Genomic DNA, 14248 nt, shown 5'->3' on the forward strand with positions numbered 1-14248 from the left:
CCGCCAGCGCGCACCCGACAGAGAGGGAAGGAGAAAACACACATGAATCTGGACGCATCGACGCTCTGGTGGCTCATGGCCGGGGCGGCCGTGGTGGCCGAGCTGCTCACCGGCACCTTTTACCTGCTGATGCTGGCCGTGGGCCTGGCGGCCGGCGCACTCGCGGCCCACGCGGGCCTGGGCAACACGGCGCAGATCCTGGTGAGCGCACTGGTCGGGGCCGGCACCGTGCTGGGGGCCTACGTCAAGCGCCGCAGCCGGCCGGGCGAGCCGTCCGCGCGGGCCGACCGCAGCGTGAACCTGGACGTGGGCGAGACGGTGTTCATCGACGCCTGGCAGCCCGACGGCACGGCCGTCGTGAAGTACCGCGGCGCGAGCTGGACCGCCATCCACCGCCCGGGCATCACGCCCGCCACAGGCCCGCACCGCGTGGCCGAACTGGTGGGCAACCGCCTGCTGGTGGATCCACTGTAGTCATCCGGAACCGGGGGCGGCCTCGCTACCATCCGCCCTGCCCTTCACCGCCGCACGCGGCACAGAAAGAAAAACCTCATGGAAATCGCCATCATCCTCTTCGTCATCGCGGTGATCTTCATCGCGCGCGCCGTCAAGATCGTGCCGCAGCAGCATGCCTGGGTGAAGGAGCGCCTGGGCAAGTACGCCGGCACGCTCACACCCGGGCCGAAGTTCATCATCCCCTTCGTCGACCGCATCGCCTACAAGCACAGCCTGAAGGAAATCCCCCTGGACGTGCCCAGCCAGGTCTGCATCACCAAGGACAACACCCAGCTGCAGGTGGACGGCATCCTGTACTTCCAGGTGACCGACCCCATGCGCGCCAGCTACGGTTCGTCCAACTACATCACCGCCATCTCGCAGCTGGCCCAGACCACGCTGCGCAGCGTGATCGGCAAGCTGGAGCTGGACAAGACGTTCGAAGAGCGCGACATGATCAACGCCCAGGTGGTGCAGGCCATCGACGAGGCGGCGCTGAACTGGGGCGTGAAGGTGCTGCGCTACGAGATCAAGGATCTGACGCCGCCCGCCGAAATCCTGCGCGCCATGCAGGCCCAGATCACCGCCGAGCGTGAAAAGCGCGCGTTGATCGCCGCTTCGGAAGGCCGCCGCCAGGAACAGATCAACATCGCCACCGGCGAGCGTGAGGCCTTCATCGCCCGCTCCGAAGGTGAAAAGCAAGCCGCCATCAACAACGCCCAGGGCGAGGCCGCCGCCATCACCGCCGTGGCCGACGCCACCGCCCAGGCCATCGAGCGCATTGCCGCCGCCATCCGCCAGCCGGGCGGCGAGCAGGCCGTGCAGCTCAAGGTCGCCGAAAAGGCCGTGGAGGCGTATGGCAAGGTGGCCGCGGACGCCACCACCACGCTCATCGTGCCCAGCAACATGACCGAGGTATCCGCACTCGTCAGTTCGGCCATGAAGATGATCCAGACGCAGCAGCGCAGCTGACCCAACGCTTTCGCTCTTTTTTTTATAGCTACCAGCGCTCACCCCACAAGCGCTGGAGCCACTTTTTGCTTAGAACTTCGCATGAATTCCCCCGTAGCCCCCTTCTTCACGGCCCGCGTGGGCGACGACGGCACCCAGTGCGATGCCTGGCCCGAGCAGCCGCTGCTGCTGTCGCTGGAGCAAGGCGGTATCGACTGGCCCAGCTCCTGCCGCAACGGCACCTGCCGCACCTGCATCGGCGTGCTGGCGGAGGGCGAGGTGCGCTACGCCATCGACTGGCCGGGCCTGACGGCAGAAGAAAAGGCCGAGGGCTGCGTGCTGCCCTGCGTGGCCTATCCCGTGGGCGACGTGAAGCTGGAGGCCCCCGCCATCTGAGCCCCTGTGCCGCGCTCCGCGCACCGGTACGGTTGAGGCAGCGCAACCTGCGGCCCGCTTGCCCCCACCTGCGGCAGACTTACCGCGGCGGCGCGCGGACAACGGCCCGGCGGCGCGACTAGAATTGGCCGCTTCGGGACCGCGCGTCCCTCCTCCGTGCGGCAGGGGCCGCATCGCCGTTCTTTGGGGGCACGCCCGTTGCCCGCCCGCCGGGGAACGCACACCGCCCCGGCCCGCATGGCCCATCCGAAAGCCCTGCATGACCACCCCCCTCACGCCCGCGCCCATCTCGCCCGTCCAGGACATCGTGGCCGAGTTGCGCGCCGGCCGCATCGTGATCCTCGTCGATGAGGAAGACCGCGAGAACGAAGGCGACCTCGTGATCGCCGCGGACCATGTCACGCCCGAGGCCATCAACTTCATGGCGCGCTTCGGCCGCGGCCTGATCTGCCTGACCCTCACGCGCGAACGCTGCGAGCGCCTGCGCCTGCCGCCCATGGTGGCGCGCAACGGCACCAAGATGGGCACCGCCTTCACCGTCTCCATCGAGGCGGCCGAGGGCGTGACCACCGGCATCAGCGCTGCCGACCGCGCGCGCACCGTGCAGGCCGCCGTGGCCGCCAACGCCCAGGCTGCCGACCTGGTGCAGCCCGGCCACATCTTCCCGCTGCAGGCGGTGGATGGCGGCGTGCTCATGCGCGCCGGCCACACCGAGGCCGGCTGCGACCTGGCCGCCATGGCCGGCTGCAGCCCCTCCTCCGTGATCTGCGAGGTGATGAAGGACGACGGCACCATGGCCCGCCTGCCCGACCTGCAGCTGTTTGCGGCCGAGCACGGCATCAAGATCGGCACGATCGCCGACCTGATCGAATACCGCAGCCGCACCGAGTCGCTGGTGCACAAAGTGGCTTCGCGCCAGATCACCACGGCGTTCGGCGAGTTCACGATGCACGCCTTCCGCGACGAGCCGAGCCAGGCCGTGCACCTGGCCCTGGTCAAGGGCCAGTGGGACGCCGCAGAGAGCGTGCCCGTGCGCGTGCACGAGCCCTTGTCGGTGCTGGACCTGCTGGAAGTGGGCCGCGGCATGCACTCGTGGAGCCTGGACGCCAGCCTGCAATACATCCACCTCCACGGCCAGGGCGTGGCCGTGCTGCTGAACTGCGGCGAGAGTGCCGAGCAACTGCTGGAGCAGTTCGAAGGCACGGCCCGCGCCGCCCAGGCGCCCGAGCGCGGTCGCATGGACCTGCGCACCTACGGCGTGGGCGCCCAGATCCTGCGCGAAGTGGGCGTGGCCAAGATGCAGCTCATGGGCCAGCCGCGCCGCATGCCCAGCATGGTGGGCTATGGACTCGAAATCACCGGCTACATCCCCAAGGAATAAGACATGTTTGGCGCAGACAAAGGAACCGCGGACAAGCTCGATGGCAAGAAGCTGCACATCGGCATCGTGCAGGCCCGCTTCAACGAGAGCATCACCAACACCCTCGCCGCGGCCTGCCGTGCAGAGCTGCTGCGCCTGGGCGTGCAGGAAAAGCACATCCGCCATGTGCTGGTGCCCGGCGCGCTGGAAGTGCCCGTGGCGCTGCAGGCCCTGGCCGAGCGCGACGAGTACGACGCGCTGATCGCGCTGGGCTGCATCATCCGCGGCGAGACCTACCACTTCGAGCTGGTGGCCAACGAATCCGGCGCGGGCGTGACCCGCCTGGCCCTGGACTACCAGGTACCGATCGCCAACGCCATCATCACCACCGAAAACCTGGAACAGGCCCTCGCCCGCCAGACAGAAAAGGGCGTGGACGCGGCCCGCGTGGCCGTGGAAATGGCCAACTTGCTGGAGGAGCTGTCGTGACCGATTCCACCCACCCCACGCCATCCGCGCGGCCGCCGCGCCAGCCGCGCACCGGCACCACCGGCACCGGCGCGCGCAAGGCCGGCTCCAAGTCGGGCCGCAGCCGCGCGCGCGAATTCGCCCTGCAGGCGCTCTACCAGCACCTGGTGGGAGGCAACGACGCCACCGCCATCGACGTGTTCACGCGCGACCTGTCGGGCTTTCACAAGGCCGACGCGGCGCACTACGACGCGCTCCTGCACGGCTGCATCACCACCGCCCAGTACATGGACGAGCTGATCGCGCCCCAGCTGGACCGCAAGATGAGCGAGATCTCGCCCATCGAGCATGCGGTGATGTGGATCGGCGTATACGAATTCCAACATTGCCAGGACGTGCCCTGGCGCGTGGTCATCAACGAGTGCATCGAGCTGGCCAAGGAGTTCGGCGGCACCGACGGCCACAAGTACGTCAACGGCGTGCTCAACGGCCTGGCGCCGCAATTGCGCGCCACCGAGGTCGCGGCCGACAAGGCCGCCGCCCGCGGCTGAAGGCCCCGCCCTCTTGCGCCTCTTCGCATTGTTCGTTCCCTCAGCGCACCCGCCGCTGGCCTCAGCCGGCGGGTGCCTGCACGTTGCATCGCCATGAAGTTTTCCACCCGCGCCGAGCGCATCGAACCCTTTTACGTGATGGAAGTGGCCAAGGCCGCCCAGGCCCTGGCGCGCGAGGTCGCCGGCACCCGCGAGCCGATGATCTTCCTGAACATCGGCGAGCCCGACTTCACCGCGCCCCCGCTGGTGGTGGAGGCGGCCGACCGCGCGGTGCGCAGCGGGGTCACGCAGTACACCAACGCCCTGGGCCTGGAGGCGCTGCGCGAGCGCATCAGCGGCTGGTATGCCGAGCGCTTTGGCGTGGATGTGCCGGCGCGGCGCATCGTGGTCACGGCCGGCGCATCGGCCGCGCTGCAGCTGGCCTGCCTGGCGCTGATCGACGCGGGTGACGAGATCCTGATGCCCGACCCCAGCTACCCATGCAACCGCCACTTCGTGAGCGCGGCGGAAGGCAAAGCGGTGCTGATCCCCACCACGGCCGAGGAGCGCTTCCAGCTCAGCGCCGCCAAGGTCGAGGCCGCATGGGGTACCAAGACACGCGGCGTGCTGCTGGCATCGCCCTCCAACCCCACGGGCACCTCGATTGCGCCGAACGAACTGCGCCGCATCCATGATGTGGTGCGCGGCAAGGGTGGGCTCACGATCATCGACGAGATCTACCTCGGCCTGTCCTATGACGACGCCTTCGGCCAGACGGCGCTGGCGCTGGGCGAGGACATCATCAGCATCAACAGCTTCAGCAAGTACTTCAACATGACCGGCTGGCGCCTGGGCTGGATGGTGGTGCCCGAAGCCATGGTGCCCGTGGTGGAGCGTCTGGCGCAGAACCTGTTCATCTGCGCCAGCACGGTGTCGCAGCATGCGGCGCTGGCCTGCTTCGAGCCGGACAGCATCGCCGAGTACGAACGCCGCCGCGCGGAGTTCAAGGCGCGGCGAGACTACTTCATCCCCGCACTCGATGCCCTGGGCCTCACGGTGCCGGTGCAGCCCGATGGCGCCTTCTACGCCTGGGCCGACTGCACGCAGGCCGCCGAGCGCCTGGGCGTCGCCGGCAGCTGGGACTTCGCCTACGAGCTGATGCGCCGTGCCCACCTGGCCATCACGCCGGGGCGCGACTTCGGCACGGCCGACACCCAACGCTTCGTGCGCTTTTCCACGGCCAACTCCATGGCGCAGTTGCAGGAAGCGGTGGCGCGCCTGCAGCGCCTGATCGGCTGACCCCTCCAGGCGTGCCAGCATGGCTTTCGAGTGGCCCGTTCGCATTTACTGGGAAGACACCGATGCCGGCGGCATCGTGTTCTATGCCAACTATCTCAAGTTCTTCGAGCGCGCGCGCACCGAGTGGCTGCGCTCGCGGGACCTGGGCCAGCAACGATTGCGGGAACTCACGGGCGGCATGTTTGTCGTAACCGACGCACGCCTGCGCTACCTGCGCCCCGCCCGCCTGGACGATGAACTGATTGTTACCGCCAGCCTGCGCGTAGGGGGCCGCGCTTCGCTCACAATCGAGCAGCAGGCGCTCTTGAAACCAGAGCAGATGATCCCCGACTCTCCCCCCGCACTGCTGTGCGAAGGCACCATCCGCATTGGCTGGGTGGATGCCGCCACCATGCGCCCTGCACGCATTCCGGGGTCCCTTTTGGAACGACTCTCCTCATCATGAATTCCCAAGACATGTCCATCTTGAGCCTGGTGCTCAATGCCAGCTGGGTGGTGCAGCTGGTGATGCTGCTGCTGCTCGCGGTTTCCGTGGCCAGCTGGGCCGCCATCTTCCGCAAGCTGTTCGCGCTCAAGCGCGTGAAGGCTCTGAACGAAGACTTCGAGCGCGATTTCTGGTCGGGCACCAGCCTGAACGACCTGTACGCCAGCGCCACGCACAACGCCAAGAGCGCCGGCCCGATGGAGCGCATCTTCGCCAGCGGCATGCGCGAATACCAGAAGCTGCGGGAACGCCGCATCAGCGACCCCGGCACACTGCTGGACGGCGCGCGCCGCGCCATGCGCGCAAGCTTCCAGCGCGAGATGGACGTGATCGAGTCCAGCCTCTCGTTCCTCGGCTCGGTGGCCTCGGTGTCGCCCTATGTGGGCCTGTTCGGCACCGTCTGGGGCATCATGCACGCCTTTACCGGTTTCGCCGGCATGGAGCAGGTAACGCTCGCCACGGTGGCGCCCGGCATCGCCGAAGCGCTGGTGGCCACCGCCATCGGCCTGTTCGCCGCCATTCCCGCCGTGATTGCGTACAACCGCTTCGCACGCGACATCGACCGCGTGGCGACGCACCAGGAGACCTTCATCGAGGAGTTCTCCAACATCCTGCAGCGCAACCTGGGCGCACACCCCGCATCCCCCTCGGGGCATTGAGATGAAGGACATCCCCCTGAGCCGCTGCGCGGCTTCCCCCTTCTCTCGCAGCGCTACCCACTGCGGGAAAGGGGATCGATTGCTCAGCGCGGCGGGACGGCCCTTGCGCGGCGTCTGCTGGCATCGGACACGTCCGTTTTATCCACAGCGCGCACTGCTCAGCGCAATGGAGAACTGAAATGCCTGCCATGGCCTCACGCAGCGGCACCCGCCGCCGCTCCATGAACGAAATCAACATGGTGCCGTTCATCGACGTGATGCTGGTGCTGCTCATCATCTTCATGGTGACCGCGCCCATGCTCACGCCCAGTTCGGTGAACGTGCCTTCCGTGGGCAAAGGCGCCAAGGTGCCCAAGACGCGCGCGGACGTCATCGTCGACAAGGACGGCAGCATCCGCTTCAAGGCCGACGGCAACGAACGCACCGTGCCGCTGCAAAACCTGGGCGCCACCGCCAAGAACTGGCTCAAGGACCAGCCAGAGGACACACCCGTGCTCATCAGCGCCGACAAGAACGTGTCGTACGACGCGGTGATGAAGGCCATGTCTGCGCTGCAACAGGCGGGCGTGGCACGCGTCGCCCTGGCGGTGAAGAGCGGCGGCTGACGAGAACTTTCACACGATCTAATGCACGCCACGAACGACCGCGACCAGTTTGCCCCGCCCCGCCCGCCCGGACGCATGCGGGCCATCGCCCTGGCGGTACTCGCCCATGCCGCGCTGATCGGCGCGCTGACCTGGGGCGTGAACTGGAAGAGCAGTTCCGACCAACCGGCGGTGGAGGCCGAACTCTGGTCCGCCGTCCCCCAGCAAGCGGCGCTGCGCGCCGTGGAGGCGCCCCCACCCCCTGCTCCGGCCCCTACCCCCGCACCTGAGCCCGCGCCCGCATCGCCGCCTCCACCGCCACCACCGCGTCCGGAGCAAGCCGACACGCGCGAGGCCGACATCGCCCTGCAGCAGCAGAAGAAGCGCCTGGAAGAAGAAAAGAAAAAGCGCGAACAGCAACTGGAGCGCGAGAAACGCGAACGCGAGCGCAAGGAAGAAGAGCGCCGCGAGCGGCTGGAGCAGGAAAAGAAGGAACGCCTGCTGGCGCAGCAGAAGGCCGAGCGCGAGAAAGCCGAACGCGAAAAGGCCGAGAAGGAGAAGGCCGCCAAGGCCGAGAAGGAGAAGGCCGCCAAGGCCGAGAAGGAGAAGGCCGCCAAGGCCGAGAAGGAGAAGGCCGCCAAGGCCGAGCAGGACAAACAGAAGAAGCTGGCCGAGGACAAGCGCCGCAAGGCCGAGGAAGCCCGTGAAGCCAAGGAGGCCGAAGCGCTCCGCCAGGAGAACCTGCGCCGCATGATGCAGGGGCTGCCAGGCGCCACGGGCGGCGAGACCGCCACGGGCACCGCGCAGCGCAGCTCCGGCCCCTCGGGCAGCTACGGTGGCAAGGTGGCCGCCAAGGTACGCCCCAACATCGTCTATCCCGACACCATCTCGGGCAACCCGCGCGCCGAGGTCGAGGTGCGCGCCGCTCCGGACGGCACCATCGTCGGCGCGCGCATCACCCAGTCCAGCGGCAACAAGGCGTGGGACGACGCGGTGATTCGTGCGCTGCACCGCACGGAAACCCTGCCGCGCGACGTGGACGGCCGCGTGCCGTCGTCCCTGGTGATCGGCTTCCGCCCGCGCGACTGAAGCAAAAAAGAGAGCTGCCTGCGCTTGTCCCTCAATGGTTTCAAATTGAAAACACTGTGAAACCTATTTGAGTCAAGCGCCGGCAGCTATCATTTTCGATAACAACCGACAGCCAATCGAACTCAGCTGCGCTGCTCGATGAGGCGATTGATACGCAACGCGCCGAGTGTGCAGACCACGCCCGACAGCAGATACAGCGTCACCGCCCCCAGCCCGAAACGTGCCGACAGCCCCAAGGCCACCAACGGCGCGAAGGCCGCGCCGATCAGCCAGGCCAGGTCGGACGACAGTGCCGCCCCGGTGTAGCGGTGCTGGGTGGAGAAGTTGGCCGTCACCGTGCCCGATGCCTGGCCGTACGACAGGCCCAGCAGCACGAAGCCCAGCAGCAGGAACACCGTGCCGCCCACCGCGCCACCGCCCAGCAGCCAGGGCGTGGCCAGGCTGAACAGGCCAATCAGCACGGCCATGGAGCCCAGCAGGTTGCGCCGGCCCATGCGGTCGGCCAACCGCCCCGACGCCACCACCGCGCCGATGGCCAGGAATGCGCCGGCGATCTGCACGCACAGCACCTCGGCCATGGAGCGGTCGGAGAACAGGGCGAACCACGACAGCGGGAACACCGTCACCACGTGAAAGAGTGCGAAGCTGGCCAGTGCCGCAAAGGCGCCCAGCACCACATTGCTCCCCTCTTCGCGCATCACGCGGGCCACGCCCACGGGCTCCAGTTCCTTCTCTTGCAGCAATTCGGCATAGGACTGCCCCACCACCAGGCGCAGCCGCGCAAACAGCGCCACCACGTTGATCGCAAAGGCCACGCAGAACGGGTAGCGCCAGCCCCAGGCCAGGAATTCTTCGCTGGAGAGACTGCCGTACAGGTAGGCGAACAACCCGGCGGCCAATGCAAACCCCACGGGCGCGCCCAGTTGCCCCACCATGGAATACCAGCCCCGGCGCTCCGGCGGTGCAGCCATCGCCAACAGCGACGGCAGCCCGTCCCAGGAGCCGCCCAGCGCCAGCCCCTGGCCGAAGCGCAGCACCGCCAGCGCCCCGGCGGCTGCCAGCCCCGCCACGTGGTAGCTGGGCAGGAAGGCCATGCTCACCGTACAGCCGCCCAGCAGGAACAGCGCCAGCGTCAGCTTGGTGCCGCGCCCCCAGCGCCGCTGCACGGCCATGGAGATGGCGGTGCCCAGCGGCCGGGCGATGAAGGCGATGGCAAAGATGGCAAAGGCCATGAGCGTGCCGTCCAGCCGCGACATGAAGGGGAACAACAGCGACGGGAAGACCAGCACGCAGGCGATCCCGAATACGAAGAAGTCGAAATACTCCGACGCGCGCCCGATGATCACGCCCACGGCGATCTCGCCCGGGGTGACGTCTTCGTCGGTGTGCGCGCGCGACAGCGATGCCGCGCTCTCGGGGCCGTAAACGGGGTATGCGACGGAACCGCTACTCATGACCGTACTCCTTGCTTTGCAGACACAGCTCCGTTCTACACGCAAGCCCCGCGGTCAACAAGTACGCTTACACTGACGTCCCGCGCGGGAAAACCCTCACGCCCAGTCGGCCATCCGCGCCGCCATGGTCGCGCCTGCAGGCCGCATCCGGCCTGCCATCACGCCATAAGTTTGACCCTGGACAAAATGTCCAATCGACAAATGCGCTAGGCGTATTACATTCGTCTCCGTCCAGTAATTCGCGTTTACACCTAGCGCCGCGCCCGCCCGCGCGACGCAAGGCCGTGCACGCTTTTTGACACGCCTAGCAATGCTCCAACTGAAGAAACTCCGCGGGCCCACCTGGCTCGCCGCGGCTTTGGCCGCAGCCAGCCTGGCTGGTTGCAGCAAGGCCGTTGTATTGAACCCGGCGGGTGATATCGCTGCCCAGCAGGGCAACCTGGTGGTGACTGCCACGGTGCTGATGCTGATCGTCATCGTGCCGGTGATCCTGCTGACGCTGCTGTTCGCCTGGAAGTACCGCCAGGGCAACACCGACGCCGAGTACGACCCCGACTGGCACCACTCCACCTCGCTGGAGTTGGTGATCTGGAGCGTGCCGCTGATGATCATCATTGCCCTGGGCGCGCTGACCTGGATCGCTACCCACAAGCTGGACCCCTACCGCCCCCTGGACCGCATCGACGCCCAGCGCGCGCTGGCCGCCGACGTCAAACCGCTGGAAGTGCAGGTGGTGGCCATGGACTGGAAGTGGCTGTTCTTCTACCCCGAGCAGGGCATTGCCACGGTGAACGAGGTGGCCGCGCCTGTGGACCGCCCGATCCTGTTCAAGCTCACCGCCACGTCGACCATGAACGCGTTCTACGTGCCCGACCTGGCCGGCATGATCTACGCCATGCCTGGCATGCAGACCGAGCTGAACGCCATCATCAACAAGCCCGGCGTGTTCCACGGCCTCGCCTCGCACTACAGCGGCCCCGGCTTCTCCGGCATGACCTTCAAGTTCCACGGCCTGAGCGATGCCGAGTTCGCCCAGTGGGTGGACAAGGCCAAGACCGAAGGCAAGCCCCTGGACAAGACCACCTACCTGCAACTGGCCAAGCCCAGCCAGCGCGACCCCGTGCAGCGCTTTTCCACAGTGGAAGACGGCCTGTACGGCAAGGTGCTCAACCGCTGCGTGGAAGACGGGCAGATGTGCATGCACGACATGATGGCTATCGACGCGCTCGGCGGCGAAGCCTTCGTCAAAGCCAACGGTCTGACGCTGCCGCAGGACGTATGCACCGCAGGCAACGCGCCACAGATCCTGGCCGCGCTGCAGCCCGCAGCCGCCCTCCCCGAGGCCACCACCCAACAGTGAATTTGACGGACCCGACGCGGGCGCCAAGCCGGCGCCGGGCCCATTAGCCAAGAGATTCGATATGTTGTCTGAACAAACTACCCCAGCCCACTGGCTGTTGGGCCGCATCACCTGGGACTCGATCCCGATGGCGCACGAGCCCATCGTGCTGTGGACCTTCATCGCGGTGGTCCTGGGTGGCATCGTGATGCTGGCCGGCCTCACCAAGTTCCGTCTGTGGGGCCCGCTGTGGCGCGACTGGATCTGCTCCATCGACCACAAGAAGATCGGCATCATGTACATGATCCTGGGCCTGGTCATGTTCCTGCGCGGCTTTGCCGACGCGGTGATGATGCGCCTGCAGCAGTCCATGGCCTTTGGCGAGAACATGGGCTATCTGCCGCCGCACCACTACGACCAGATCTTCACGGCCCACGGCGTGATCATGATCTTCTTCGTGGCCATGCCCTTCGTCACGGGCCTGATGAACTACCTCGTGCCGCTGCAGATCGGCGCGCGCGACGTGTCGTTTCCCTTCCTGAACAACTTCAGCTTCTGGATGACCACCGGCGGCGCCGTGCTGGTGATGATCTCGCTGTTCCTGGGCGAGTTCTCCACCTCTGGCTGGCTGGCGCTGTCCAACCTCGGGGCGCAGGACCCTGGCGTGGGTCTCGACTATTACATCTGGGGCCTGCAGATTGCGGGGGTGGGCACCACCTTGTCGGGCATCAACCTGATCGTCACCATCATCAAGATGCGCGCGCCGGGCATGAACCTGATGAAGATGCCCGTCTTCACCTGGACTGCCCTGTGCACCAACGCGCTGATCGTGGCATCGTTCCCGGTGCTGACGGCCGCGCTGGTACTGATGAGCCTGGACCGCTACCTGGGCACCAACTTCTTCACGAACGACCTGGGCGGCAACCCCATGCTGTACGTGAACCTGATCTGGATCTGGGGCCACCCCGAGGTGTACATCCTGATCCTGCCCGCGTTCGGCGTGTTCTCCGAGGTCGTCGCCACGTTCTCGCGCAAGCGCCTGTTCGGCTACACCTCGATGGTCTACGCCACGGTGTGTATCACCATCCTGTCGTACCTGGTGTGGCTGCACCACTTCTTCACCATGGGCTCGGGCGCCACAGTGAACACCTTCTTCGGCATCACCACGATGATCATCTCGATCCCGACGGGCGCCAAGATCTTCAACTGGCTGTTCACCATGTACAAGGGCCGCATCCGCTTCAGCGTGCCCATGCTGTGGACGGTAGGCTTCATGTGCACCTTCGCCATCGGCGGCATGACCGGCGTGCTGCTGGCCGTGCCCCCGGCCGACTTCGTGCTGCACAACAGCCTGTTCCTGGTCGCGCACTTCCACAACGTGATCATCGGCGGCGTGGTGTTCGCCGTGTTTGCCGGCATCAACTACTGGTACCCCAAGGCCTTTGGCTACAAGCTCGATGAGTTCTGGGGCAAATGCTCGTTCTGGTTCTGGCTGGTGGGTTTCTGGGTGGCGTTCACGCCGCTGTACATCCTGGGCCTGATGGGCGTGACGCGCCGCGTCAACCATGTGGAAGACGCCTCGCTGCACATCTGGTTCATCATCTCCGCGGTGGGCGTATGCCTGATCGCGGCGGGCATCGCCTGCTTCTTCATCCAGCTGTTCGTGAGCTACCTCAAGCGCGACCAGCTGCGCGACGTGACCGGCGACCCCTGGGACGGCCGCACGCTGGAGTGGGCCACCTCCTCGCCCCCGCCGCAGTACAACTTCGCCTTCACGCCCGTGGCGCACGAGATCGACGCCTGGTGGGACATGAAGAAGCACGGCTACCAGCGCCCGCTCACCGGCTTCCAGCCGATCCACATGCCTGCCAACACGGGTGCAGGCGTGGTGATTGCCGCACTGTCCACCCTGTTCGGCTTCGCCATGATCTGGCACATGTGGCCGCTGGCGGCAGCCTCGTTCGCCGCCATCGTGCTGGCCTCGATCATCCATACCTTCAACTACAAGCGTGACTACTACATTCCCGCAGCCAACGTGGCCGCCACGGAAGACGCACGCACCCAGCAGCTTGCAGCAGCCCATGTCTGATACCACCACCTTGCACGCGGGCGGCGCCGCCGCCATGGCCCCGCGCCAATACCACCTGGCACACGAGCCCCACCCCGAGAACGGCACGTCCCTGGGTTTCTGGCTCTATCTGATGAGCGACTGCCTCATCTTTGCCGCCCTCTTCGCCACCTACGGCGTGCTGGGCCGCAGCTATGCGGCGGGCCCCACGGGCGCGCAGCTGTTCGACCTGACGCTGGTGGCCATCAACACGGCCTTCCTGCTGACGTCGTCCATCACCTTCGGCTTTGCCATGCTGCAAAAGCAGGCAGGCAACGTGCGCGGCACGCTGACCTGGCTGGCCGTCACCGGCCTGCTGGGCCTGGCCTTCCTGGGCGTGGAGCTGTATGAGTTCGCACACCTGATCCACCAGGGCGCGACACCCCAGCGCAGCGCGTTCCTGTCGGCCTTCTTCACGCTGGTGGGCACGCACGGACTGCACGTGACCTTCGGCCTGATCTGGCTCGTGACATTGATGATTCAGATCAGCAAGCACGGCCTGATCCATGAAAACAAGCGCCGTCTGAACTGCCTGTCCATGTTCTGGCACTTCCTGGACGTGGTCTGGATCGGCGTCTTCACCTTTGTGTACCTGATGGGGGTGCTGTAAATGAGCGCACACGAAATTCACGCCGGCCACGACGACCATGGCCACGACCATGACGACCTGCACGTCACCAAGGGGGACTACGTCAAGGGCTTCATCCTCGCCGTGATCCTCACCGTGATCCCGTTCTGGCTGGTCATGGCCGACGTGATCCAGAACCGCACCACCGCCGTGCTGGTGCTGGGCATCTTCGCCATGGTCCAGGTGGTGGTGCACATGGTGTACTTCCTGCACATGAACGGCAAGATCCAGGGCGGCTGGACGATGCTGTCCACCATCTTCACCATCGTGTTCCTGGCAGTGACCATCATCGGCACGTTGTGGGTCATGTTCCACATGAATGCCAACATGATGCCCGCGCACGCCAACCCCATGGCCGCACAGCACCAGGGCAGCGAGGCACACCAACCGAAGGCGCCTTGACCG

The 14248-nt window shown here is 66.4% G+C and carries 16 protein-coding genes; 15 read left to right on the plus strand and 1 reads right to left on the minus strand.

Features of this window, described 5'->3' with window-relative positions; translation table 11 throughout:
• Positions 1 to 42: 42 nt before the first annotated feature.
• The 11 genes from HND92_RS12310 to tolA all read left to right on the plus strand — a co-directional run bounded on the left by HND92_RS12310 (position 43) and on the right by tolA (position 8315).
• The gene (locus HND92_RS12310) at positions 43 to 474 is read left to right on the plus strand and encodes an NfeD family protein (protein ID WP_172207263.1); all 432 of its coding nucleotides are present in this window, start codon (positions 43 to 45) and stop codon (positions 472 to 474) included.
• Positions 475 to 552: 78 nt separating this feature from the next.
• Entirely contained in the window at positions 553 to 1467 is a 915-nt protein-coding gene (locus HND92_RS12315; RefSeq protein WP_011805920.1) for an SPFH domain-containing protein, read from the plus strand.
• 81 nt (positions 1468 to 1548) lie between these two features.
• Positions 1549 to 1842 (plus strand): 2Fe-2S iron-sulfur cluster binding domain-containing protein, encoded by a 294-nt coding sequence (locus HND92_RS12320; protein WP_135148413.1) that lies wholly within the window; start codon positions 1549 to 1551, stop codon positions 1840 to 1842.
• Between the two features lie 259 nt (positions 1843 to 2101).
• Positions 2102 to 3223 carry a bifunctional 3,4-dihydroxy-2-butanone-4-phosphate synthase/GTP cyclohydrolase II gene (gene ribBA, locus HND92_RS12325; RefSeq protein WP_172207265.1) on the plus strand — a complete coding sequence of 374 codons (1122 nt, stop codon included), beginning with the start codon at positions 2102 to 2104 and terminating at the stop codon, positions 3221 to 3223.
• Between the two features lie 3 nt (positions 3224 to 3226).
• Complete coding sequence (ribH, locus tag HND92_RS12330; protein WP_172207267.1) at positions 3227 to 3691, plus strand: 6,7-dimethyl-8-ribityllumazine synthase; 465 nt, start codon at positions 3227 to 3229, stop codon at positions 3689 to 3691.
• Entirely contained in the window at positions 3688 to 4221 is a 534-nt protein-coding gene (nusB, locus tag HND92_RS12335; protein ID WP_011805924.1) for a transcription antitermination factor NusB, read from the plus strand. Before ribH ends, nusB begins: the two co-directional genes overlap by 4 nt.
• Before the next feature lie 93 nt (positions 4222 to 4314).
• Positions 4315 to 5499 (plus strand): pyridoxal phosphate-dependent aminotransferase, encoded by a 1185-nt coding sequence (locus HND92_RS12340; RefSeq protein WP_172207269.1) that lies wholly within the window; start codon positions 4315 to 4317, stop codon positions 5497 to 5499.
• 19 nt (positions 5500 to 5518) lie between these two features.
• Positions 5519 to 5944 carry a YbgC/FadM family acyl-CoA thioesterase gene (locus HND92_RS12345; protein WP_172207271.1) on the plus strand — a complete coding sequence of 142 codons (426 nt, stop codon included), beginning with the start codon at positions 5519 to 5521 and terminating at the stop codon, positions 5942 to 5944.
• Entirely contained in the window at positions 5941 to 6642 is a 702-nt protein-coding gene (gene tolQ, locus HND92_RS12350; RefSeq protein ID WP_011805927.1) for a protein TolQ, read from the plus strand. Before HND92_RS12345 ends, tolQ begins: the two co-directional genes overlap by 4 nt.
• A gap of 179 nt (positions 6643 to 6821) precedes the next feature.
• On the plus strand, positions 6822 to 7247 hold the full coding sequence (locus HND92_RS12355) for a biopolymer transporter ExbD (protein WP_011805928.1): 426 nt from the start codon (positions 6822 to 6824) through the stop codon (positions 7245 to 7247).
• Between the two features lie 21 nt (positions 7248 to 7268).
• Positions 7269 to 8315 carry a cell envelope integrity protein TolA gene (tolA, locus tag HND92_RS12360; RefSeq protein ID WP_172207273.1) on the plus strand — a complete coding sequence of 349 codons (1047 nt, stop codon included), beginning with the start codon at positions 7269 to 7271 and terminating at the stop codon, positions 8313 to 8315.
• Positions 8316 to 8437: 122 nt separating this feature from the next.
• On the opposite strand, the gene HND92_RS12365 is transcribed toward tolA, so the two are convergent.
• Positions 8438 to 9769 carry an MFS transporter gene (locus HND92_RS12365; RefSeq protein WP_172207275.1) on the minus strand — a complete coding sequence of 444 codons (1332 nt, stop codon included), beginning with the start codon at positions 9767 to 9769 and terminating at the stop codon, positions 8438 to 8440.
• 310 nt (positions 9770 to 10079) lie between these two features.
• On the opposite strand from HND92_RS12365, the gene cyoA reads away from it, so the two are divergent.
• The 4 genes from cyoA (at position 10080) to cyoD (ending at position 14245) form a co-directional block, all read left to right on the plus strand.
• Entirely contained in the window at positions 10080 to 11129 is a 1050-nt protein-coding gene (cyoA, locus tag HND92_RS12370) for a ubiquinol oxidase subunit II (RefSeq protein WP_015913686.1), read from the plus strand.
• A 61-nt stretch (positions 11130 to 11190) separates the two neighbouring features.
• Positions 11191 to 13197 carry a cytochrome o ubiquinol oxidase subunit I gene (gene cyoB / locus HND92_RS12375; protein ID WP_172207277.1) on the plus strand — a complete coding sequence of 669 codons (2007 nt, stop codon included), beginning with the start codon at positions 11191 to 11193 and terminating at the stop codon, positions 13195 to 13197.
• Complete coding sequence (gene cyoC / locus HND92_RS12380) at positions 13190 to 13825, plus strand: cytochrome o ubiquinol oxidase subunit III (RefSeq protein WP_172207279.1); 636 nt, start codon at positions 13190 to 13192, stop codon at positions 13823 to 13825. Before cyoB ends, cyoC begins: the two co-directional genes overlap by 8 nt.
• Entirely contained in the window at positions 13826 to 14245 is a 420-nt protein-coding gene (cyoD, locus tag HND92_RS12385) for a cytochrome o ubiquinol oxidase subunit IV (RefSeq protein WP_015913689.1), read from the plus strand.
• Positions 14246 to 14248: the final 3 nt, after the last annotated feature.

This window comes from Diaphorobacter sp. JS3050, assembly GCF_013154915.1.
Taxonomy (GTDB): Bacteria; Pseudomonadota; Gammaproteobacteria; order Burkholderiales; family Burkholderiaceae_C; genus Diaphorobacter; species Diaphorobacter nitroreducens.

Bases quoted from the DNA above. Each gene is read 5' to 3' on its own strand.
- HND92_RS12310 (WP_172207263.1), top strand. From the start codon at position 43: ATGAATCTGGACGCATCGACGCTCTGGTGGCTCATGGCCGGGGCGGCC.
- HND92_RS12315 (WP_011805920.1), top strand. From the start codon at position 553: ATGGAAATCGCCATCATCCTCTTCGTCATCGCGGTGATCTTCATCGCG.
- HND92_RS12320 (WP_135148413.1), top strand. From the start codon at position 1,549: ATGAATTCCCCCGTAGCCCCCTTCTTCACGGCCCGCGTGGGCGACGAC.
- ribBA (WP_172207265.1), top strand. From the start codon at position 2,102: ATGACCACCCCCCTCACGCCCGCGCCCATCTCGCCCGTCCAGGACATC.
- ribH (WP_172207267.1), top strand. From the start codon at position 3,227: ATGTTTGGCGCAGACAAAGGAACCGCGGACAAGCTCGATGGCAAGAAG.
- HND92_RS12340 (WP_172207269.1), top strand. From the start codon at position 4,315: ATGAAGTTTTCCACCCGCGCCGAGCGCATCGAACCCTTTTACGTGATG.
- HND92_RS12345 (WP_172207271.1), top strand. From the start codon at position 5,519: ATGGCTTTCGAGTGGCCCGTTCGCATTTACTGGGAAGACACCGATGCC.
- tolQ (WP_011805927.1), top strand. From the start codon at position 5,941: ATGAATTCCCAAGACATGTCCATCTTGAGCCTGGTGCTCAATGCCAGC.
- HND92_RS12355 (WP_011805928.1), top strand. From the start codon at position 6,822: ATGCCTGCCATGGCCTCACGCAGCGGCACCCGCCGCCGCTCCATGAAC.
- tolA (WP_172207273.1), top strand. From the start codon at position 7,269: ATGCACGCCACGAACGACCGCGACCAGTTTGCCCCGCCCCGCCCGCCC.
- HND92_RS12365 (WP_172207275.1), bottom strand. From the start codon at position 9,769: ATGAGTAGCGGTTCCGTCGCATACCCCGTTTACGGCCCCGAGAGCGCG.
- cyoA (WP_015913686.1), top strand. From the start codon at position 10,080: ATGCTCCAACTGAAGAAACTCCGCGGGCCCACCTGGCTCGCCGCGGCT.
- cyoB (WP_172207277.1), top strand. From the start codon at position 11,191: ATGTTGTCTGAACAAACTACCCCAGCCCACTGGCTGTTGGGCCGCATC.
- cyoC (WP_172207279.1), top strand. From the start codon at position 13,190: ATGTCTGATACCACCACCTTGCACGCGGGCGGCGCCGCCGCCATGGCC.
- cyoD (WP_015913689.1), top strand. From the start codon at position 13,826: ATGAGCGCACACGAAATTCACGCCGGCCACGACGACCATGGCCACGAC.